Source organism: Enterobacter sp. K16B (genome assembly GCF_020216105.1).
Taxonomy (GTDB): domain Bacteria; phylum Pseudomonadota; class Gammaproteobacteria; order Enterobacterales; family Enterobacteriaceae; genus Enterobacter; species Enterobacter sichuanensis.
Genome location: NZ_JAIWJZ010000010.1, coordinates 1 through 21,394, shown reverse-complemented (window position 1 = coordinate 21,394; position 21,394 = coordinate 1). Strand labels below are relative to the sequence as shown.

At 57.3% G+C, this 21,394-nt stretch carries 16 protein-coding genes; 8 read left to right on the top strand and 8 right to left on the bottom strand.

The annotated features are described in order from the left end of the window. Positions 1–95: 95 nt before the first annotated feature. From argH to argC, 3 genes are all read right to left on the bottom strand, one after another. Positions 96–1,469 carry an argininosuccinate lyase gene (gene argH, locus LDK53_RS02485; protein ID WP_047959709.1) on the bottom strand — a complete coding sequence of 458 codons (1,374 nt, stop codon included), beginning with the start codon at positions 1,467–1,469 and terminating at the stop codon, positions 96–98. Positions 1,470–1,543: 74 nt separating this feature from the next. Beyond that, entirely contained in the window at positions 1,544–2,320 is a 777-nt protein-coding gene (gene argB / locus LDK53_RS02480) for an acetylglutamate kinase (protein ID WP_094919457.1), read from the bottom strand. Positions 2,321–2,326: 6 nt separating this feature from the next. Then, positions 2,327–3,331 (bottom strand): N-acetyl-gamma-glutamyl-phosphate reductase, encoded by a 1,005-nt coding sequence (gene argC / locus LDK53_RS02475; protein WP_225283983.1) that lies wholly within the window; start codon positions 3,329–3,331, stop codon positions 2,327–2,329. An 88-nt stretch (positions 3,332–3,419) separates the two neighbouring features. Here argC and argE point away from each other — a divergent pair, with 88 nt between their 5' ends. From argE to gldA, 5 genes are all read left to right on the top strand, one after another. Further along, positions 3,420–4,571 (top strand): acetylornithine deacetylase, encoded by a 1,152-nt coding sequence (argE, locus tag LDK53_RS02470; protein WP_025758843.1) that lies wholly within the window; start codon positions 3,420–3,422, stop codon positions 4,569–4,571. Between the two features lie 271 nt (positions 4,572–4,842). After that, positions 4,843–7,494 carry a phosphoenolpyruvate carboxylase gene (ppc, locus tag LDK53_RS02465; RefSeq protein WP_225283980.1) on the top strand — a complete coding sequence of 884 codons (2,652 nt, stop codon included), beginning with the start codon at positions 4,843–4,845 and terminating at the stop codon, positions 7,492–7,494. Between the two features lie 94 nt (positions 7,495–7,588). Continuing rightward, positions 7,589–8,353 (top strand): helix-turn-helix transcriptional regulator, encoded by a 765-nt coding sequence (locus LDK53_RS02460; RefSeq protein WP_155031868.1) that lies wholly within the window; start codon positions 7,589–7,591, stop codon positions 8,351–8,353. Positions 8,354–8,481: 128 nt separating this feature from the next. Next, positions 8,482–9,144: a fructose-6-phosphate aldolase gene (fsa, locus tag LDK53_RS02455; protein ID WP_225283978.1), complete on the top strand. Its 663-nt coding sequence runs from the start codon at positions 8,482–8,484 to the stop codon at positions 9,142–9,144. 12 nt (positions 9,145–9,156) lie between these two features. Further along, positions 9,157–10,260 (top strand): bifunctional L-1,2-propanediol dehydrogenase/glycerol dehydrogenase, encoded by a 1,104-nt coding sequence (gene gldA, locus LDK53_RS02450; protein ID WP_059386302.1) that lies wholly within the window; start codon positions 9,157–9,159, stop codon positions 10,258–10,260. An 83-nt stretch (positions 10,261–10,343) separates the two neighbouring features. Here the strand turns inward: gldA and katG are convergent, their stop codons facing one another. From katG to metB, 4 genes are all read right to left on the bottom strand, one after another. Further along, complete coding sequence (katG, locus tag LDK53_RS02445) at positions 10,344–12,524, bottom strand: catalase/peroxidase HPI (protein ID WP_225283976.1); 2,181 nt, start codon at positions 12,522–12,524, stop codon at positions 10,344–10,346. A gap of 148 nt (positions 12,525–12,672) precedes the next feature. Continuing rightward, positions 12,673–13,560 carry a methylenetetrahydrofolate reductase gene (gene metF, locus LDK53_RS02440; RefSeq protein ID WP_023331596.1) on the bottom strand — a complete coding sequence of 296 codons (888 nt, stop codon included), beginning with the start codon at positions 13,558–13,560 and terminating at the stop codon, positions 12,673–12,675. Between the two features lie 231 nt (positions 13,561–13,791). Further along, on the bottom strand, positions 13,792–16,224 hold the full coding sequence (locus tag LDK53_RS02435; protein ID WP_047959715.1) for a bifunctional aspartate kinase/homoserine dehydrogenase II: 2,433 nt from the start codon (positions 16,222–16,224) through the stop codon (positions 13,792–13,794). Positions 16,225–16,226: 2 nt separating this feature from the next. Then, positions 16,227–17,387, bottom strand: a complete 1,161-nt coding sequence (gene metB, locus LDK53_RS02430) for a cystathionine gamma-synthase (protein ID WP_021242813.1) — start codon at positions 17,385–17,387, stop codon at positions 16,227–16,229. A 276-nt stretch (positions 17,388–17,663) separates the two neighbouring features. Between metB and metJ the strand changes: the two genes are divergently transcribed. Further along, positions 17,664–17,981: a met regulon transcriptional regulator MetJ gene (gene metJ / locus LDK53_RS02425; protein WP_003862042.1), complete on the top strand. Its 318-nt coding sequence runs from the start codon at positions 17,664–17,666 to the stop codon at positions 17,979–17,981. A 48-nt stretch (positions 17,982–18,029) separates the two neighbouring features. Here the strand turns inward: metJ and rpmE are convergent, their stop codons facing one another. Next, positions 18,030–18,242, bottom strand: a complete 213-nt coding sequence (gene rpmE, locus LDK53_RS02420) for a 50S ribosomal protein L31 (protein WP_003862040.1) — start codon at positions 18,240–18,242, stop codon at positions 18,030–18,032. Positions 18,243–18,442: 200 nt separating this feature from the next. Between rpmE and priA the strand changes: the two genes are divergently transcribed. Further along, positions 18,443–20,638 carry a primosomal protein N' gene (gene priA, locus LDK53_RS02415; protein ID WP_225283974.1) on the top strand — a complete coding sequence of 732 codons (2,196 nt, stop codon included), beginning with the start codon at positions 18,443–18,445 and terminating at the stop codon, positions 20,636–20,638. 119 nt (positions 20,639–20,757) lie between these two features. Then, positions 20,758–21,394: DNA-binding transcriptional regulator CytR (gene cytR, locus LDK53_RS02410; protein ID WP_225283972.1), on the top strand; the 637-nt coding region annotated here is incomplete at its 3' end.

Here is a 21,394-nt window from a genome sequence, read left to right as displayed (position 1 = left end):
GATAAAAGCAAAATGGCAACCGAAGTTGCCATTTTTAGTGTTTGCGCCCTCTCCCTGTGGGAGAGGGCCGGGGTGAGGGCACCAGCCCGCACAAATCAAACCAACCGGTTTTTCGCATCCGCTATCGCCTGCGCCACCTGCTTCGGCGACACGCCGCCTTTCGCCGCACGCTTATCCAGGCAGGACTGCAGCGAAAGAATCGGATACACATCATCCCCGATCGCCGCGCTGAATTTCTGCAGGTCAGCAAGGGCCAGTTCTTCCAGCGGTTTCCCCTGACGAATCGCTTCCACCACCGCTTCACCGACAATATGGTGCGCTTCACGGAACGGTACGCCTTTCGCTACCAGATAATCCGCCAGTTCAGTCGCATTCGCGTAGCCCTGCTGGGCCGCTTCCTGGCAGCGTGGACGCTTCACCTGAATGCCGTCCAGCACCAGCGCGCCCATATGCAGACAGTCCAGCCAGGTGTCGAGTGCGTCGAACAGCCCTTCTTTGTCTTCCTGCATATCTTTGTTGTACGCCAGCGGGAGCCCTTTCAGGGTCATCATCATGCCGGTCAGCGCACCCTGTACACGGCCACACTTACCGCGGATCAGCTCCAGCGCATCCGGGTTTTTCTTCTGCGGCATCAGCGAAGAGCCAGACGTCACACGGTCAGACAGCTCGACGAAGCCCGCTTCGCCAGAGTTAAAGAAGATCAGGTCTTCCGCAAAGCGCGACAGGTGCACCATACCGATAGACGCGTCAGAGAGCAGTTCCAGCACGTGGTCACGATCGGAGACGCTATCCAGGCTGTTGCGGGTAGCAGAGGCAAAGCCCAGCCAGCCTGCCAGCTGTTCACGGTCGATTTCATACGCCGTACCGGCCAGCGCGCCGCTGCCCAGCGGGCTGACGTCCAGACGTTTCAGGGTATCCTGCAGACGGCTTTCATCGCGCGCCAGCATCTCAACATAGGCCAGACACCAGTGCGCAAAGGTCACCGGCTGCGCGCGCTGCAGATGGGTATAACCCGGCATCACCGCATCCTGGTTGTTCTGTGCGGTCTCCACCAGCGCGCTCTGCAGTTGACGGTTGGCCGCCAGCAGTTCGCCAACGGTATCTTTACACCACAGCTTCAGGTCGGTGGCGACCTGGTCGTTACGGCTCCGGCCAGTGTGAAGCTTTTTACCCAGCTGGCCGACTTTGTCGATCAGCTTGCCTTCCACCCAGCTATGAATATCTTCGGCATCACTCTGCAGGATTTGCTGCGGATCCAGACGCACTTCTTCCAGCAGATTGTTGAGCGCCTCTTCCAGCTGCAGCTGTTCCTCTGCGCTCAGTACGCCCACCGTTACCAGCGCTTTGGACCAGGCCACAGAGCCGACGATATCCTGTTCGGCCAGGCGGTAGTCGAAGCGCAAAGAGTCGTTGAACTGTTTGAACCGCTGATCCGCTGCCTGTGTAAAACGCCCACCCCAAAGTGCCATAACATCGTTCCTTTATTCGTTAGTTCCGCCGGGTGGCGCTACGCTTACCCGGCCTACGGTCATTCATTAAAAACTTACGCTAAAATACGTGTGCCAATCGGCGTGCCGTTAAACAGTGCCGGAAGCTGCTCCGCATGACGCCAGGAGGCGATATCCACCGGACGACCGAGCGTGCGTGCGGCATCCAGCGCCGCATTGACTTTGACGATCATCCCGTCGGTAATAATGCCCTGGGCGATCAGCTGTTCGGCTTTTGCCGCAGTCATTTCCGCGATGCGCTGGCCTTTGCCGTCCAGAATACCGCTCACGTCGGAGAGCAGGATCAGATCCGCGCCCAGCGTCGCGGCCAGCGCGGTTGCCGCCTGGTCCGCATTCACGTTCATCAGCGCGCCCTCTTCGGTCACGCCGATAGAGCTCACCACCGGCAGGAAACCGCCTTCCAGCAGCGTGTTTATCAGCTTAGGCGAACCTGGCTGCGCCAGTCCAACATGGCCGAGCTCTTCGTCGAGCTGGGTCACTTTTACGCTATCGCCATCGCCCAGATAGAGGCCAACGGACGCAATATGGTGTTTCTTCGCCCAGGAGAGCAGCGTTTTGTTCGCCGTACCCGCCAGCGCACCGGTGATGATGTCAATCTGATCGGCAGGCGTCACCCGCAGACCATTTTTCTTTTTCACCGGCAGGTTGAGCCCTTTCATCAGCTCATCTACCACGCAGCCGCCGCCGTGCACAATCACCAGCGGACGTTGGTGTGATTCGCGATAGTTAACCAGCGCGGTAAAAAGACGCTCCAGCGCTTCTTCGCTGTCCAGCAGTACACCACCGAGTTTGATAATTAATGGGTTCATCATCACACCTTAAATAAGAGCCTGCGTTTCCGGGAAACCGAAACGAATATTTGCACATTGCATTGCCTGAGCGGCAGCGCCTTTGAGTAAGTTGTCTTCTGCGGCCACCACGATCAGATGCTCGCCCTGAACGGCAAAACCGATATCGCAGAACGGCAGACCGACCACATTTTTCAGCGCCGGCACGCCTTTGTCATACAGACGCACCAGCGGTTTATCTGCATACGCCTGCGTGAAGACCGCCTTCACCTGTTCGCTGGTCACACCCGGTTTCAGGCGGCAGGTAATGGTTTCGAGGATCCCACGCGGGAAGCTGCCCAGATGCGGCGTGAAAATCACCTCCGCGCCCAAATGCGTGGTGATTTCAGGGTGATGGCGGTGATTAAACACGCCATACGGCTGAAGGCTCACTTCGCAGAAGCTGTTGGAGATAGCGGCCTTGCGCCCGGCTCCGCTCACGCCGCTGGTGGCGTTGATCACCGGCCACTGGTTCAGATCGAGCAGCCCGGCGTCGATCAGCGGTTTCAAAGAGAGCTGCGCCGCCGTCGGGTAGCAACCCGGAACGGCAATCAGATCCGCTTCTTTCAGCTTGTCTGCGCTCCACTCCGCCAGGCCATACACCGCTTTTTCAAGCAGATCCGGATGCTGGTGAGTGAAGCCGTAATATTTTTCGTAAAACGCGCCGTCGTTAACACGGAACGCGCCGGAGAGGTCAAACACCACGCAGCCGGCCGCCAGGAACTGCGGCGCCAGGTCGTGGCTGACCTCATGCGCGGTGGCTAAAAACACGACGTCGACGCCGTCGGTGAACTCGCTGATGTCAGACATGGGCTGCAAAGGCAGATCAACCATGCCCTTAAGTTGCGGATGCAAATCGGAAATTAACTTTCCCGCATCATTGCTTTGCGCTGACACAGTCAAAGCGGTTATGGTCATATGAGGGTGACGATTTACGTAGCTTACAAGCTCTGCGCCCGCATAACCGCTAGCGCCTACAATCAGCGTATTCAACATCGGGTTCCTTTATGCTCAACGATAATGTATTTTTATTCACATTTATTGCATGAATATTGATACTATCACGACCTAAGGTGTGTCAACAATGAAAATGAACTTACCACCATTTATCGAGATTTACCGCGCCCTGATTGCCACACCGTCCATCAGCGCAACGGAAGAAGCACTGGATCAGAGCAATGCGTCTTTAATCAATCTGCTGGCGGGTTGGTTCAGCGATCTTGGCTTTAACGTTGAGGTTCAGCCCGTTCCCGGAACCCGCCACAAATTTAACCTGCTCGCCAGCACCGGAACCGGCGCAGGCGGCCTGCTACTTGCGGGTCATACCGACACCGTGCCGTTTGATGATGGCCGCTGGACCCGCGACCCGTTTACCCTGACCGAGCATGACAACAAACTCTACGGGCTGGGCACGGCCGACATGAAAGGCTTCTTCGCCTTTATCCTCGACGCGCTGCGTGACGTGGACGTGACAAAACTGAAAAAGCCGCTCTACATCCTGGCTACCGCCGATGAAGAGACCAGCATGGCGGGCGCACGCTACTTCTCGGAAAACACGTCGATTCGCCCGGATTGCGCGATCATCGGTGAGCCAACCTCGCTGCAGCCAATCCGTGCGCATAAAGGCCATATCTCTACCGCAGTGCGTGTCCTGGGCCAGTCCGGTCACTCCAGCGATCCGGCGCGCGGCGTCAACGCCATTGAGCTGATGCATGACGCCATCGGGCGCATCATGACCCTGCGCGACGATCTGAAAGAGCGCTATCACTACGATGCGTTCACCGTGCCGTATCCGACCCTGAACCTCGGCAGCCTGCACGGCGGCGATGCCTCCAACCGTATCTGCGCCTGCTGTGAACTGCATATGGATATCCGCCCGCTGCCAGGCATGACGCTGAGCGATCTCGACGGCTTGCTGAATGAAGCGCTGGCCCCGGTCAGCGAGCGCTGGCCGGGCCGCCTGACGGTCTCCGAACTGCATCCGCCGATCCCGGGTTATGAGTGCCCGCCGGATCATCAGCTGGTCGAAGTGGTAGAAAAATTGCTCGGTGAAAAAACCGACGTGGTGAACTACTGCACCGAAGCGCCGTTTATTCAGACCCTGTGCCCGACGCTGGTACTCGGCCCTGGCTCCATCAACCAGGCGCACCAGCCGGACGAATATCTGGAAACCCGCTTTATCAAGCCTACTCGCGAGCTGATCACCCAGGTTGTACATCACTTCTGCTGGCATTAAAACCGCACCGAAGAGTCCCCTCTCCCTGTGGGAGAGGGTTAGGGTGAGGGCAACAAATCGCATGATCTCCGTCACATTCCCATAAGCATCTCTTATCTGACGCAATGCGAATTAAATTTCGTAAATTACCCGCATTTATTCGTTTGCTGAACCGTTTTCGCAGCAATTGACGACGGGGGTTTTACGTGGCTTTATAAAGGGAGATGACAAAATAATGCCCGGATGCGTTTCGTCTGGGCATAAACAAAAATGATGGGGTGACTGGGTTTTTATGAACGAACAATATTCCGCGTTGCGTAGTAATGTCAGTATGCTCGGCAAAGTGCTTGGAGATACCATCAAAGATGCGTTGGGGGAGAACATCCTCGACCGCGTTGAAACCATCCGCAAGCTGTCTAAAGCTTCCCGTGCCGGTAACGAAGCCAGTCGTCAGGAGCTGTTAACCACATTGCAGAACCTCTCTAACGATGAGCTACTGCCCGTTGCACGCGCATTCAGCCAGTTCCTGAACCTGGCAAACACCGCTGAGCAATACCACAGCATTTCGCCAAACGGCGAAGCGGCCAGCAACCCGGAAGTCATTGCCCGCACCCTTCGTAAACTGAAAGAGCAGCCAGATCTTAACGAAGCCACCATCAAAAAAGCGGTAGAGTCGCTTTCGCTGGAGCTGGTGCTGACCGCCCACCCAACCGAGATCACCCGTCGCACCCTGATCCACAAAATGGTGGAAGTGAATAACTGCCTCAAGCAGTTGGATAATAAAGACATTGCCGACTACGAACGTAACCAGCTGATGCGCCGTCTGCGCCAGCTGATTGCCCAGTCCTGGCACACCGATGAAATTCGCAAGCACCGCCCAAGCCCGGTCGACGAAGCCAAATGGGGCTTTGCGGTGGTGGAAAACAGCCTGTGGGAAGGGGTACCTAACTATCTGCGCGAGCTGAACGAGCAGCTGGAAGAGAACCTGGGCTACCGCCTGCCGGTCGACTTTGTTCCGGTCCGTTTCACCTCCTGGATGGGCGGTGACCGCGACGGTAACCCGAACGTCACCGCGGAAATTACCCGTCACGTCCTGCTGCTAAGCCGCTGGAAAGCGACCGACCTGTTCCTGAAAGATATTCAGGTGCTGATCTCCGAACTGTCGATGGTTGAAGCGACGCCGGAACTGCGCGCGCTGGCCGGAGAAGAAGGCGCCAGCGAACCGTACCGTTTCCTGATGAAAAAACTGCGCAGTCAGCTGATGGCCACCCAGGTCTGGCTGGAAGCGCGCCTGAAAGGCCAGCGCCTGCCGAAGCCGGAAGGTCTGCTGAGCCAGAACGAGCAGCTCTGGGAGCCTCTCTACGCCTGTTATAAATCACTGCAGGCCTGTGGAATGGGCATCATCGCCAACGGCGAACTGCTCGATACCCTGCGTCGCGTGAAGTGTTTTGGCGTGCCGCTGGTGCGTATCGACGTGCGTCAGGAGAGTACCCGCCATACCGAAGCCCTGGGCGAGCTGACCCGCTATCTCGGTATCGGCGACTATGAAAGCTGGTCCGAAGCCGACAAACAGGCCTTCCTGATCCGCGAACTGAACTCGAAGCGCCCTCTGCTGCCGCGCAACTGGGAGCCAAGCAACGAAACCCGCGAAGTGCTCAACACCTGTAAAGCGATCGTGGATGCGCCGAAAGGATCGGTGGCCGCCTATGTGATCTCCATGGCGAAAACGCCGTCCGACGTGCTGGCCGTTCACCTTCTGTTGAAAGAAGCCGGTATCGACTATGCCATGCCGGTCGCTCCGCTGTTTGAAACCCTCGACGACCTGAACAATGCCAACGATGTCATGACCCAGTTGCTGAATATCGACTGGTATCGCGGCTTCATTCAGGGCAAACAGATGGTAATGATTGGCTATTCCGACTCCGCAAAAGATGCGGGCGTGATGGCCGCATCCTGGGCGCAGTATCAGGCGCAGGATGCGCTGATCAAAACCTGCGAGAAAGCCGGTATTGAGTTGACCCTCTTCCACGGACGCGGTGGTTCCATTGGCCGCGGTGGCGCGCCTGCGCATGCGGCACTGTTATCGCAGCCGCCGGGAAGCCTGAAAGGCGGCCTGCGCGTGACCGAGCAGGGTGAGATGATCCGCTTCAAATACGGCCTGCCGGAAGTGACCATCAGTAGTCTGTCGCTTTATACCAGTGCCATTCTGGAAGCAAACCTGCTGCCACCGCCGGAGCCAAAAGCCTCCTGGTGCCATATCATGGACGAGCTGTCAGACATTTCCTGCGATTTGTACCGTGGCTACGTGCGTGAAAACAAAGATTTCGTCCCTTACTTCCGCTCAGCTACACCAGAGCAGGAGCTGGGTAAACTGCCGCTGGGTTCACGTCCTGCCAAGCGTCGCCCGACCGGTGGCGTAGAGTCCCTGCGTGCGATTCCGTGGATCTTCGCCTGGACGCAGAACCGTCTGATGCTGCCCGCCTGGCTGGGTGCCGGTGCCGCGCTGCAAAAAGTGGTGGAAGATGGCAAACAGAGCGAGCTGGAAACCATGTGCCGCGACTGGCCGTTCTTCTCGACCCGTCTGGGTATGCTGGAGATGGTCTTCTCGAAAGCGGACCTGTGGCTGGCGGAATACTACGATCAGCGTCTGGTGAAACCTGAACTGTGGGCGCTGGGCAAAGAACTGCGCGAACTGCTGGAAGGCGACATTAAAGTGGTGCTGGATATCGCCAACGACTCACACCTGATGGCGGACCTGCCGTGGATTGCCGAGTCTATTCAGCTGCGTAACATCTACACCGACCCGCTGAACGTCCTGCAGGCAGAACTGCTGCACCGTTCCCGTCTGGCAGAAGTGGAAGGGAAAGAGCCAGATCCACGCGTTGAACAGGCGCTGATGGTGACGATTGCGGGTGTTGCGGCGGGTATGCGTAACACCGGCTAATGCTTTATGCCGGCGGCGCTACGCTTGCACGGGCCTACGACACGTAGGCCGGGAAAGCGTTAGCGCCACCCGGCAATATCCCGGTTCCCACCTCATGTACCACGATATCACGCACATCCTGACGGATCTGATTAACGGCACATTACCCCTGTATCAGGTGCACTTTGTCGCGCCTCCCGGGAAGCATATCCGAACATCACCTTGTCTCTCAGTTAGCCTGGAAACCCGCTGCGAGGTATGCTTTTCCGCATCCGGGTATGTTCCGCTTCATTCTTCAAACTCTCTCAGAATAAGCTTCGGTAAACAGCAGCTGACGCTTCAGCTCCACCGGGGTAATGCCCTTTTACAACAGCAGCAGGTTGCCAGACGAGGTCCCAGAACGGGCGCGTTTCTCCTGCAAACGCTCAATGAGCTGCACATGCAGCCGACTGAGCAGGACACGGCCAGGCTGGTGGTGTTAAGTCTGCTCAGCCACTGCCGCGATCTGCTTGGCAGCGAGATCCACACTGATAGCCGCAGCCGCGCGCTCTTTGAAGCCATTCGTCTCTTTATTGACGAACATCATGCCTCAGCGCTGACCCGAGATTCCGTTGCCGAGGCGTTTTATATTTCCCCCAACTATCTTTCCCATCTTTTTCAGAAGACCGGGAACGTCGGGTTCAATGAATACCTGACACAAACGCGTCTGGAACACGCGCGCCAGCTGCTCAAGGGATACGATTTAAAAATCAAGGATATTGCAGCGCGCTGCGGATTTATGGACAGCAACTATTTCTGCCGTCTCTTTCGCAAACACACCGAACGTTCCCCTTCTGAATATCGCCGCCAGTATCACAGCCAGTTGACGGCCAAAAACTAGCATTGTGATCGGCTTCTCACTTCGTTAAGCACATTACATTTGTCCAGTATTTGGCAAAATTGACCTGTATCTCCAGTCTGCAGCCCCGCTTTATCCTGTCATCAACCTTTCTGACTTAAGGAAAAATAATGGAACTGTACCTGGATACCGCCAACGTGGCGGAAGTAGAACGCCTGGCGCGCATTTTTCCCATCGCGGGCGTCACCACCAACCCGAGCATTATTGCCGCCAGCCGTGAATCCCTCTGGGATGTACTGCCACGCCTGCAAAACGCCATCGGGCCGGAAGGCACGCTGTTTGCGCAGATCCTGAACCGCGAGGCAGAAGGCATGGTGGCGGAAGCCAAACGTCTGAGTAACGCCATTCCGGGTATCGTGGTGAAAATCCCGGTGACCGAACAGGGGCTTATCGCGATTAAGGCGCTGAAAAAAGAGGGCATCACCACCCTGGGCACCGCCGTGTACAGCGCAGCCCAGGGCTTGCTCGCTGCGCTGGCAGGGGCAAAGTATGTCGCGCCGTATGTCAACCGCGTCGACGCGCAGGGCGGTGACGGCATCCGCATGGTCCAGGAGCTGCAAACCCTGCTGGAGCTGCACGCACCGGAGAGCAACGTGCTGGCCGCCAGTTTCAAAACGCCGCGTCAGGCGCTGGACTGTCTGCTCGCGGGATGTGAGGCAATCACGCTTCCTTTAGATGTAGCGCAACACATGCTCGGCACCCCGGCGGTAGAGTCAGCCATAGAGAAGTTCGAGCAGGACTGGAAAAACGCGTTTGGTAACCTCAACCTCTAAGGGAGAATTGTTATGGACCGTATCATTCAATCGCCGGGGAAATATATCCAGGGCGCGGATGTGCTGACCCGTCTCGGCGACTATCTGAAACCTCTGGCACAGCGCTGGCTGGTCGTCGGTGATAAATTTGTACTGGGATTTGCCGAAGAGACCTTGCGACAAAGCTTTAAAAAAGCAGAGCTGCATGCCGAAATCGCACCCTTTGGCGGCGAATGTTCACAAAATGAAATCGATCGTCTGAAAAAACTCGCTGACAGTGCCGACTGTATGGCGGTGCTGGGTATCGGTGGTGGTAAAACGCTGGATACCGCCAAGGCGCTGGCTCACTTTATGGACGTGCCCGTTGCGATTGCGCCGACTATCGCTTCCACCGATGCGCCGTGCAGCGCCCTCTCCGTCATTTACACCGACAGCGGCGAGTTCGATCGCTACCTGATGCTGCCGCACAACCCGAACATGGTGATTGTGGATACGAAAGTGGTTGCGGGTGCGCCTGCGCGTCTGCTGGCCGCCGGGATTGGCGATGCGCTGGCGACCTGGTTTGAAGCACGCGCCTGCTCACGCAGCGGCGCGACCACGATGTCCGGCGGTAAATGTACCCAGGCGGCACTGGCGCTCGCCGAGCTGTGCTACAACACGCTGGTTGAAGAAGGTGAAAAAGCGATGCTGGCCGCAGAACAGCATGTGGTCACACCGGCGCTGGAACGCATTATCGAAGCCAATACCTATCTCAGCGGTGTAGGTTTTGAGAGCGGCGGTCTGGCGGCGGCACACGCTATTCATAACGGTATGACGGCGGTACCGGACGCACATCATTTCTATCACGGTGAAAAAGTGGCGTTTGGGACATTGACGCAGCTGGTGCTGGAAAACGCGCCGGTAGAAGAAATAGAGACCGTCGCGGCGCTTTGCCACAGCGTTGGGCTGCCCATTACGCTGGCGCAGCTGAATATCAAAGACGACATTCCGGCCAAAATGCGTCTGATTGCCGAAGCGTCTTGCGCGGAAGGGGAAACCATCCACAACATGCCGGGCGGCGTGTCGCCGGATCAGGTTTACGCGGCACTGCTGGTGGCCGACCAGTATGGACAGCGTTTCCTGCAGGAGTGGGAGTAACTAGCATGAATAAAAATCCCCGCATCGGCGGGGATTTTTTTGCCCGTAAGCCGGGTAGGCGTAACCGCCACCCGGCATCATGGTTACTTCACGTCAAACCGATCCAGATCCATCACCCTCGCCCATGCTGCAACGAAGTCGCGGACAAACTTCTCATGCGCATCGTCACTGGCGTAAACCTCTGCCAGCGCACGCAGCACGGCGTTAGAACCGAAGACCAGATCGGCGCGGGTGGCGGTATATTTCACTTCACCACTGGCGCGATCGCTTCCGGCAAACAGCTCATTGGATTCATCGGTCGCCTTCCACTGGGTATTCATGTCCAGCAGGTTCACGAAGAAATCATTGCTCAGCACGCCCTCACGGTTGGTGAACACGCCGTTCTTGCTGCCATCAAAGTTTGCACCCAATACGCGCAGGCCACCGATCAGCACCGTCAGCTCCGGTGCGGTCAGTGTCAGCTGCTGGGCCTTATCAATCAGCAATGACTCCGTCGTGGACACATCCACCTGCGCACGGTAGTTGCGGAAGCCATCGGCAATCGGCTCAAGCAGGTTAAACATCTCGATATCCGTCTGGTCCTGACGCGCATCCACGCGGCCCGGCGTGAACGGTACGGTGACATACACGCCCGCAGCTTTGGCAGCCTGCTCAACGCCTACCACGCCCGCCAGCACGATAATATCGGCCAGGGAGGCTTTGTTGGTGGTGCGCTGGATAGCTTCCAGCGCCGGCAGTGCGCGAACCGCTGCGGCGTTCACGTCCCAGTCACGCTGCGGGGCCAACGCCAGACGTGCGCCGTTGGCGCCGCCACGCTTATCGCCACCGCGGAAGGTTGAGGCTGACGCCCAGGCAACAGAAACCAGTTCGCTGACAGACAGGCCGGACGCGGCAATTTCCGCCTTCAGGCTTTCAATGTCTTCTTTGGTCGGATTGAATACCGCCTCCGGCAGCGGATCCTGCCAGATCAGATCTTCTTTCGGCACTTCCGGACCAAGGTAACGCGATTTTGGCCCCATATCGCGGTGAGTCAGTTTGAACCACGCGCGCGCGAAGGCTTCGTTGAAAGCCTGCGGATCGTTCAGGAAACGGCGAGAAATCTTTTCGAATTCCGGGTCAAAACGCAGCGTCAGGTCGGTAACCAGCATCGTTGGCTTACGTTTTTTCGACGGGTCGAACGGGTCAGGCATAATTTCCGGTGCATCCACGGCTTCAAACTGAATCGCGCCTGCCGGGCTGCGGGTCTGTACCCATTCGTATTTGAACAGGTTCTCGAAGAAGTAGTTGCTCCACTGGGTCGGCGTTTGGGTCCAGATGACTTCCAGACCGGAGGTGATGGCGTCAGCGCCAACCCCTGTGCCATGCGTGCTGGCCCAGCCAAGACCCTGCGCTTCAATCGGTGAGGCTTCCGGGTCGGTACCCACGTGGGTGGCTTCACCTGCGCCGTGGGTTTTACCGAGGGTGTGGCCGCCCGCAATCAGCGCGACGGTCTCTTCATCGTTCATCCCCATGTTGCCGAAGGTTGCGCGGATCGCCGCTGCCGCTGACAGCGGTTCGCCACTGGCGTTTGGCCCTTCCGGGTTAACGTAAATCAGCCCCATTTCGGTGGCAGCCAGAGGGCGCTTCGCCAGCGCTTCCGGATCGCGGTGGGTCAGCCAGGCTTTTTCATCACCCCAGTTCACGTCCAGATCCGGTTCCCAGACATCTTCACGCCCGGCACCAAAACCAAAGGTGCGGAAGCCGGAATTCTCCAGCGCCACGTTACCCGCGAGGATGAACAGGTCAGCCCAGGAAATTTTTTGTCCGTATTTTTTCTTGATGGGCCACAGCAGACGGCGCGCTTTATCCAGGCTAACGTTATCCGGCCAGGAGTTCAGTGGCGCAAAGCGCTGTTGACCGCGTCCTGCCCCACCGCGCCCGTCAACGGAGCGATAGGTACCCGCGCCATGCCAGGCCATACGGATAAACAGGCCCGCATAGCTGCCCCAGTCGGCAGGCCACCACGGTTGAGAGTCGGTTAAAAGTGCTTTGAGGTCGCCTTTCAGGGCAGAGTAATCAAGCTTGCTGAATTCTTTGCGATAGTCGAAGTCTTCACCCAGAGGGTTAGAACGGTTGGAATGTTGGTTAAGAAGATCGATGCGGAGTTGTTTTGGCCACCAGTCACGGCTGCCTGTACCTGCCCCCGCGCTGTGATCGACGCCGCCCTGATGGAACGGGCATTTGCCGACTGATGCCGCTTTATTGGAATCGTCTGACGTGCTCATCGCTATGCTCCCTTTTACAGTGTTACCGTTACGATATACACCACTAGCAATAAGATATAGTTGAATTAATCCACAGATTCGATAGCTAATACCTTTTAACTTTTCACGCGACTAAAAAAACCCTCATGATATGAGGGCTTTATGCTTATTATGCCGGGCGAACACCGAGCGTATGACAAATGGCGTAGCTCATCTCCGCGCGATTCAGGGTATAGAAATGGAAGTCTTTCACCCCTTCGCGGCTTAAGATCTTCACCATATCCATCGCGATATTGGCACCCACCAGCTTGCGGGTTTCCGGATCATCGTCCAGCCCTTCGTACATTTTGGACATCCACAGCGGGATGCGCACGTTGGTCATATCGGCAAACTTCTTCGCCTGTTTGAAGTTAGAGACCGGCAAAATACCCGGGATAATTTCAACGTCGATGCCCGCGGAGACGCAGCGGTCGCGAAAGCGCAGGTAGCTTTCCACATCAAAAAAGAACTGCGTAATGGCACGGTTTGCCCCGGCATCCACTTTACGCTTCAGGTTAAGCAGATCGGCCTGGGCGCTTTTCGCTTCCGGATGTACTTCAGGATAAGCGGCAACGGAGATATCAAAGTCCGCGACATCTTTCAGAAGAGCGACCAGATCCGCCGCATACATTTCCGGCTTACCGCTACCCGGCGGCAGGTCGCCACGCAGGGCGACGATATGACGAATGCCGTTGTTCCAGTAGTCCTGAGCGATGGCACGCAGTTCGTCGCGGGTCGCGTCAATACAGGTGAGGTGCGGTGCCGCCTCCAGGCCGGTACGATCTTTAATGCCTTTAATGATGCTGTGCGTGCGGTCACGCTCACCGGAGTTCGCGCCGTAGGTCACCGAGACAAACTTCGGTTTCAGGCTGCTGAGACGATCGATAGAGCTCCACAGGGTTTGCTCCATTTCACTGGTGCGCGGCGGGAAAAATTCAAAAGAGACGTTAATCTGGCCGTTTACTTCGGCCAGGCTCTGATTCAGTGCTTCCCGCTGGTTGGCGTGAAAAAAGCTCATACCTTACCTCTATCAATCGCTTGTCATTGTCTGTTGTGTTGTGTTGTGAACTTCTATACGTTTAGACGTCCAGATGTAAAAATGACGGAAAAGCGCAGGGACGTCAACATAAATAATCAACAATAACGGTGAGGTTTGCTCAGGGAAGATGAAGGAAATTCATGATGAGGGGGAAAAGACCGCGCCGGGCAGTCCCCTCTCCCTTTGGGGAGAGGGTTAGGGTGAGGGGGATTACAGTAACTTAGCCAGACGATTGATGTCGGACTGGATTGCCCCGGCGGTCACATCACGCCCCGCGCCAGGACCGCGGATCACCAGCGGGTTATCGCGGTACCAGCGGCTTTCGATGGCAAAGACGTTATCGCACGGTAGCAGCGCCGCCAGCGGATGTTCAGGACGCACCGCCTCGACACCGACACGCGCTTTTCCATTCGCCTCGAAACGCGCTACGTAACGCAGCACCAGCCCCATCTCGTTCGCCGCTTCCAGACGCTGTACCATCTGCTCGTTAAGCTCTTCACCATTCTCAAAGAAATGATCCACCGAGCCCTCCTCACAGCCAGCAGGCACCAGTGACTCGACGCGGACGGAATCCGGCTCGATGTCATAACCGGCTTCACGCGCCAGGATCACCAGCTTACGCATGACGTCTTTACCGGAGAGGTCAACGCGCGGATCGGGTTCCGTTAAGCCCTGCTGCCACGCCTGATCCACCAGGTCAGTGAACGGCACGGTGCCGTCAAACTGCAGGAACAGCCAGGAGAGCGTGCCGGAGAAGATACCGCTCAGCGCCAGAATGCTGTCACCGCTTTCAATCAGGTCACGTACCGTGTGGTTAACCGGCAGGCCAGCTCCAACCGTGGCGTTGTAGAGCCAGTGGCGTCCTGTTTTTTCAAACGCGTCGTGGATTTGACGGTATTTATCGGTACTGCTTGCCCCTGCCAGTTTGTTCGCACTGATAACGTGGAAGCCGTGGCTGGCAAAATCAAGATACTGATCGGCAAGCTGTTCACTGGCGGTAACGTCCAGCACCACCAGATCGTCATACGGGTGCGCGCGCATCCACAGGAACAGCGACTCTTCATCCTGCTCGACGGCTTCGTCATTAAAGAAGGCAAGCGCGCGGCTGGCATCCAGCCCTTCGTAGTTCAGCAGGCTGCGGCGGCTGTCCACGACGCCTGCGAGAATGAATTCAAAGCCGGTACGCGCCGAGAGCGTGACCTGCTCGCGGGCAAACAGCTCCAGCCAGCGGGAACCGATGTTGCCTTTACCAAACAACACCAGGCCGATGCGTTTTTCAGCGCGGAACAGAGAGGTATGCAGGCCCTGAATCAGGCTTTCGGTAGGACCTTTGCGCAGGACGGCGACCAGGCTGATGCCCTCTTCCGACTGCCAGGTAAATTCCACCGGCTGGCCTTTCAGCTGCTGCCAGAAGCGGTGGCAGTGCAGCGGGTTACGGGTGACGCCCGCCCCCACCATCGCCACCATTGCCAGCCCCTGACGCAGGCGAAGCTCGCCCGGCAGACCCGCTTCATCGAGGATTTTCAGGGCGCTGTCCGCCACTTCAGCGGTGTAGCAGAACTGCAGCAGCTGGCGGTCATTGTGAACCCCCACGGCCAGCGGGCGTACCTGAGCACGCTTTAACACCAGGTCGATCTCTTTATGCGCCAGTTTGAAGTCCTGGCCCGCCGGCACCTGGAACTCAATCAGACAGATGTCGTCATGGCTGGTGACGATACGCGCGCCGGTACCGGACGCCAGCACGCGCTCAATGCGCGTGGAACCTTGATCCGGGGTGTAACTGCAGCGCAGCTGCAGGTCGATATCGCTACCGGAAACCGGCTGCAGCGTACGGGTGTGCAGCACCGGTGCGGCCAGACGGGCCAGCTCGCTGGCTTCATCCAGACGCAGCAGCGGCAGCAGGCAGGCATCTTTCACTTTACGCGGGTCCGCGCTGTAAACACCCGCCACGTCGCTCCAGATGGTGACGCGAGAGACGCCCGCCAGGGCGCCAATCTGCGTTGCCGAGTAGTCGGAACCGTTACGGCCAAGCAGTACGGTTTCGCCTGCGCTGCTGCGGCTGATAAAGCCAGTCACTACAATCCGTTTGCCCGGGTGCTGCACCAGCAGCTGTTGCAGCAGCGGGTAGGACAAGCCTTCATCCACCTGCGGCTGTGCGGCGCGTTCGGCGCGCAGGAAATCACGCGCGTCGAGCCAGGCGGCGTCCACCCCCAGATGTTGCAGCACGGCGGCCATCAGACGCGCGGACCACACTTCACCATGGCCCACCACTTCGGCATACACCGCATCGGTAATACCGCTGTCGAGCAGCGCAGCCAGACGCTCAAGGTCATGGGTAAAGGCGCTGATCAGCCCGTCAGCCACGTCCGCAGGCAGCAGGCCGGCAATCAGCTCGCTCTGATAACGACGTAAGGACTGTTGCACCTGATGCGCAGAAAGGCGATCGGTCTGGCTCAGTTTCAGCCAGCTAATCAACTGGTTGGTGGTGCTGCCTGCCGCAGAGACAACCATCATGTCCCCCGGCTGCGAATACTCGGTCATGATCCCTGCGACACGCAGATAACATTTCACATCAGCAAGACTACTACCACCAAACTTGTGCAGCTGACGACCCTTCGCCCCTGCCTGCGCTATCACACTCATGATTACCCCTTGGCTGCGACCCGGAAGCCATTTTCCAGATCGGCAATTAAATCTTCAGAATCTTCAATACCGGTTGAGATCCTCAGTAGCGTCTCAGAAATCCCGGCGGCGGCACGTGCTTCGGGTGCCATACCTGCGTGCGTCATGGTCGCGGCGTGGGAGATCAAGCTTTCAACCCCACCTAAGGATTCCGCCAGCGTAAATAATGACAGCCCGCTCAGGAAGCGACGCAGCGTTTGCTCGTCACCGTCCAGTTCAAAACTTAACATCGCGCCAAACCCTTTCTGCTGACGCGCGGCAATCTCATGCCCCTGGTTTTCAGGCAGCGACGGGTGATAGAGCTTCTTCACCAGCGGCTGTGTTTTCAGGAAATCGACAATCGCCTGGGCATTGCGCTGCGCCACGTCCATACGCGGCGACAGCGTGCGAATGCCGCGTAACAGCAGATAACTGTCGAAAGCCCCGGCGGTGACGCCAATGTTATTCGCCCACCATGCCAGTTCGGTGACAACATCAGGATCTTTAGCAATCACCACGCCCGCAACCACGTCAGAATGGCCGTTCAGATATTTTGTGCATGAATGCAATACCAGATCGGCACCCAGTGCGAGTGGGTTCTGAAGGGCCGGACTGAGGAAGGTATTATCCACTACACTTATCGCTCCCGCATCCCTTGCGAGCTGACAAATTTTCGCAATATCGACAACGCGCAACAATGGATTGCTTGGACTTTCCACCAGCACCAGCTTCGGTTTCTCTGCCAGCGCCTGTTTCAGCGCCTGTTCGTCGTTTTGATCGACAAACAGCACGCGATAGCAGCCGCGTTTCGCCAGGCTATCAAACAGACGATAGCTGCCGCCGTAGCAATCGTGCGGCGCCACCAGCAGATCGCCCGGTTTCAGGAACACGGTGGTGACCAGATGAATGGCGGACATCCCGGTATTGGTTAATACTGCCCCTGCGCCACCTTCCAGTTCCGCCAGCGCACGCTGGGTCACGTCACGCGTAGGGTTGCCACGACGCGAGTAATCATGCGCGCGGGGTTCATTAAATCCGGTGAAATTATAGGTACTGGAAAGATGAATGGGCGGGACAACGCAGCCGTACTGCTCGTCATCATTTAATCCGCTACGCACTGCGATAGTGGCCTGTTTACGCGTCATGGTGAGGGCTTCCTGGCGAATGAGGTGAAAAGTCAGGCACCAGAGTAAACACTGAAAGTATGGACGTCAATACATCTGGACATCTAAACTTCTTTGCGTATAGATTGAGCAATGCGCAAATAGCCGTTAAAATTATATGCTTTAGTGCACGCTGCAGCGGCAATATCCGTGCCACGGTATCGTCTCTACGGTAAACTAGGCAAGATTGCGGTTCAAAACGGGTGGTTACAGGTTTTGCACCTTTAGATAAATGACTGAGAGGATTAAAGGTATCTCATGGCTGAATGGAGCGGCGAATATATCAGCCCATACGCTGAGCACGGTAAGAAGAGTGAGCAAGTAAAGAAAATTACGGTTTCCATTCCTCTGAAGGTGTTGAAGATCCTCACCGATGAACGTACGCGTCGTCAGGTGAACAACCTGCGCCACGCAACCAACAGCGAACTGCTGTGCGAAGCGTTTCTGCATGCGTTTACCGGTCAACCGTTGCCGAACGATGACGATCTGCGCAAAGAGCGTAGTGACGAAATCCCGGAAGAGGCGAAGGTGATCATGCGTGAACTGGGTATTGACCCGGAGACGTGGGAATACTGAGAAGCGGATACAAAAAAGGCACCTTGCGGTGCCTTTTTTTCGGGAAACTTATTTAGCGCCCGGGATGCTGAAACGCTTGTTGAAGCGGTCAACACGGCCACCGGTTGCAACATCACGCTGCTTACCAGTGTAGAACGGGTGGCATTTGCCGCACACGTCCAGGTTCAGATCGTGACCCACGGTAGAGCGGATCTGGATAGAGTTACCGCAAGAGCAGTTTGCAGTAATCATTTCGTATTTCGGGTGAATATCTTTTTTCATGGGAGAACCTCAGTTAAGGCCGCGTCGCTCTTCCAGCCCTAACGCCAGACACCACGCGATGTTGATTGTAAGTTCTTTGGCGTAAAGTACACCAAAGGCGGCGAATCATACAGAATTTGACCAACGTATGCAAACTGATCCGCACGCCGCTTTCACTAATGTGTATACTAACGCGCCACTTTTCAAGTCAGGAAGATTCGATGCCCGTCGCTCACGTAGCCCTGCCCGTTCCGCTTCCCCGCACCTTTGACTACCTGCTGCCTGACAGCATGAGCGCAAAAGCGGGCTGTCGCGTGACCGTGCCGTTTGGCAAACAGCAGCGTGTGGGGATCGTCGTCTCCGTCAGCGATAAAAGCGAATTACCGCTTAACGAACTGAAATCGATTGTTGAAGTGCTGGACAACGAGCCGGTTTACTCCCTCAGCACCTGGCGACTGCTGCTGTGGGCGGCGGATTATTATCATCACCCGATTGGCGACGTTCTGTTCCACGCCCTGCCGATCATGCTGCGCCAGGGCAAGAGCGCCAGCCATGCGCCAATGTGGTACTGGTTTGCGACCGAGCAGGGCCAGGCGGTGGATATCAACAGCCTGAAGCGCTCGCAGAAACAGCAGCAGGCGCTGGCGGCCCTGCGTCAGGGAAAAATCTGGCGTCATCAGGTTGATGAGCTCGAGGTCAGCAAAACGGCGCTACAGGCCTTAAGAAAGAAAGGGCTGAGCGAACTGGCAAGCGAAGCACCTGCCCTGCACGACTGGCGGGAGAGTTTCTCCGTCTCAGGGGATCGCCTGCGTTTGAATACCGAGCAGGCCACCGCCGTGGGGGCGATTCATAGCGCCTCCGACCATTTCTCAGCCTGGCTGCTGGCGGGGGTCACCGGCTCCGGCAAGACCGAAGTCTACCTGAGCGTGCTGGAAAACGTGCTCGCTCAGGGCAAGCAGGCGCTGGTGATGGTGCCGGAAATTGGCCTGACGCCGCAAACCATCGCCCGCTTTCGCGAACGCTTCAATGCGCCGGTTGAAGTGCTGCACTCCGGCCTGAACGACAGCGAACGGCTCAGCGCCTGGCTGAAAGCGAAGAACGGCGAAGCGGCGATTGTGATCGGCACCCGCTCGTCGCTGTTTACGCCGTTTAAAAACCTTGGCGTTATCGTGATCGATGAAGAGCACGACAGCTCCTATAAACAGCAGGAAGGCTGGCGCTATCATGCCCGCGATCTGGCTGTTTATCGCGCCCACAGCGAGCAAATCCCTATCATTCTCGGCTCCGCCACGCCTGCGCTCGAAACGCTGCACAACGTGCGCCAGCGTAAATACCATATGCTGCGCCTGACGCGCCGCGCGGGGAATGCCCGGCCGGCCATTCAGCATGTGCTGGATCTGAAAGGTCAGCAGGTGCAGGCAGGGTTAGCGCCCGCGCTTATTACCCGCATGCGCCAGCATTTGCAGGCGGGGAACCAGGTCATTCTGTTCCTTAACCGACGCGGGTTTGCCCCCGCCCTGCTGTGCCACGACTGCGGCTGGATTGCCGAGTGCCCGCGCTGTGACCATTACTACACCTTCCATCAGGCCCAGCGTCATTTGCGCTGCCACCACTGCGACAGCCAGCGCCCGGTGCCGCGCCAGTGCCCGTCGTGCGGGTCTACGCATATTGTGCCGGTTGGTCTGGGGACGGAGCAGCTGGAACAGGCTCTGGCACCCTTCTTCCCGGATGTGCCCATTTCCCGTATCGACAGAGATACCACCAGCCGCAAAGGGGCGCTGGAACAGCAGCTGGCGGAAGTGCATCGCGGAGGCGCACGCATACTGATTGGCACCCAGATGCTGGCCAAAGGCCATCACTTTCCGGACGTGACGCTGGTCGCTCTGCTGGACGTGGACGGCGCACTGTTCTCTGCCGATTTCCGCTCAGCCGAGCGTTTTGCCCAGCTCTATACCCAGGTGGCGGGACGTGCGGGGCGCGCCGGCAAGCAGGGAGAAGTCGTTCTGCAAACGCACCACCCGGAGCACCCGTTGCTGCAAACCCTGCTGCATAAAGGCTATGACGCCTTCGCCGAGCAGGCGCTGGCCGAACGCCAGACCATGCAGCTTCCCCCGTGGACCAGCCACGTTATCATCCGCGCGGAAGACCATAACAACCAGCAGGCGCCGCTTTTCCTGCAGCAGCTGAGAAACCTCCTGCAGGCCAGCCCGCTGGTGGATAATCAACTGTGGATTTTAGGTCCGGTTCCGGCGCTGGCCCCCAAGCGCGGGGGACGTTTTCGCTGGCAAATTTTGCTCCAGCACCCCTCGCGGGTTCGTCTTCAGCATATCGTCAGCGGCGCGCTGGTGCTGATTAACACCCTGCCCGAAGCGCGAAAAGTGAAGTGGGTTCTGGATGTCGATCCCATCGAAGGCTGAAGGCGGATCGAAAAATTTAACGCTCCTCACACTTTTTATGAAAATTCTGTAACCGATTCCATTAACTATCTGTAAAAATGGTGACGTCAGAAGTTCGGTGTTCAGGCGAGGAGAAGACGTTGAAGTCCAGGAAAGAGGTTGCTGCGGCGACCATGAAAGACGTTGCCGAGAAAGCACAAGTCTCAACGGCAACCGTGTCCCGCGCATTAATGAACCCGGATAAAGTCTCCCAGGCGACCCGTAACCGGGTGGAGCAGGCTGCGCTGGAAGTGGGCTATTTTCCGCAGGCAATGGGGCGTAACGTGAAGCGCAACGAGTCGCGTACCATTCTGGTGATTGTGCCGGACATCTGCGACCCCTTCTTCAGCGAGATTATTCGCGGAATTGAAGTCACCGCGGCAGAACAGGGCTACCTGGTGCTGATTGGCGACTGTGCCCACCAGAACCAGCAAGAAAAAACCTTTATCGACCTCATTATCACCAAGCAGATTGACGGTATGCTGCTGCTTGGCTCGCGCCTGCCGTTCGACGCCAGTATTGAAGAACAGCGGAATTTACCGCCGATGGTGATGGCCAACGAGTTTGCGCCCGAGCTGGAGCTGCCGACGGTCCATATCGATAACCTCACCGCCGCGTTCAACGCCGTGAACTATCTCCAGGAACTGGGACATAAACGGATTGGCTGCATTGCCGGGCCGGAAGAGATGCCGCTGTGTCACTACCGTCTGCAGGGCTACGTGCAGGCGCTGCGCCGTA

What these genes read in the sequence shown, in the direction of transcription:
- argH (WP_047959709.1), bottom strand. Translation starts at nt 1,469, where the DNA reads ATGGCACTTTGGGGTGGGCGTTTTACACAGGCAGCGGATCAGCGGTTC.
- argB (WP_094919457.1), bottom strand. Translation starts at nt 2,320, where the DNA reads ATGATGAACCCATTAATTATCAAACTCGGTGGTGTACTGCTGGACAGC.
- argC (WP_225283983.1), bottom strand. Translation starts at nt 3,331, where the DNA reads ATGTTGAATACGCTGATTGTAGGCGCTAGCGGTTATGCGGGCGCAGAG.
- argE (WP_025758843.1), top strand. Translation starts at nt 3,420, where the DNA reads ATGAAAATGAACTTACCACCATTTATCGAGATTTACCGCGCCCTGATT.
- ppc (WP_225283980.1), top strand. Translation starts at nt 4,843, where the DNA reads ATGAACGAACAATATTCCGCGTTGCGTAGTAATGTCAGTATGCTCGGC.
- LDK53_RS02460 (WP_155031868.1), top strand. Translation starts at nt 7,589, where the DNA reads ATGTACCACGATATCACGCACATCCTGACGGATCTGATTAACGGCACA.
- fsa (WP_225283978.1), top strand. Translation starts at nt 8,482, where the DNA reads ATGGAACTGTACCTGGATACCGCCAACGTGGCGGAAGTAGAACGCCTG.
- gldA (WP_059386302.1), top strand. Translation starts at nt 9,157, where the DNA reads ATGGACCGTATCATTCAATCGCCGGGGAAATATATCCAGGGCGCGGAT.
- katG (WP_225283976.1), bottom strand. Translation starts at nt 12,524, where the DNA reads ATGAGCACGTCAGACGATTCCAATAAAGCGGCATCAGTCGGCAAATGC.
- metF (WP_023331596.1), bottom strand. Translation starts at nt 13,560, where the DNA reads ATGAGCTTTTTTCACGCCAACCAGCGGGAAGCACTGAATCAGAGCCTG.
- LDK53_RS02435 (WP_047959715.1), bottom strand. Translation starts at nt 16,224, where the DNA reads ATGAGTGTGATAGCGCAGGCAGGGGCGAAGGGTCGTCAGCTGCACAAG.
- metB (WP_021242813.1), bottom strand. Translation starts at nt 17,387, where the DNA reads ATGACGCGTAAACAGGCCACTATCGCAGTGCGTAGCGGATTAAATGAT.
- metJ (WP_003862042.1), top strand. Translation starts at nt 17,664, where the DNA reads ATGGCTGAATGGAGCGGCGAATATATCAGCCCATACGCTGAGCACGGT.
- rpmE (WP_003862040.1), bottom strand. Translation starts at nt 18,242, where the DNA reads ATGAAAAAAGATATTCACCCGAAATACGAAATGATTACTGCAAACTGC.
- priA (WP_225283974.1), top strand. Translation starts at nt 18,443, where the DNA reads ATGCCCGTCGCTCACGTAGCCCTGCCCGTTCCGCTTCCCCGCACCTTT.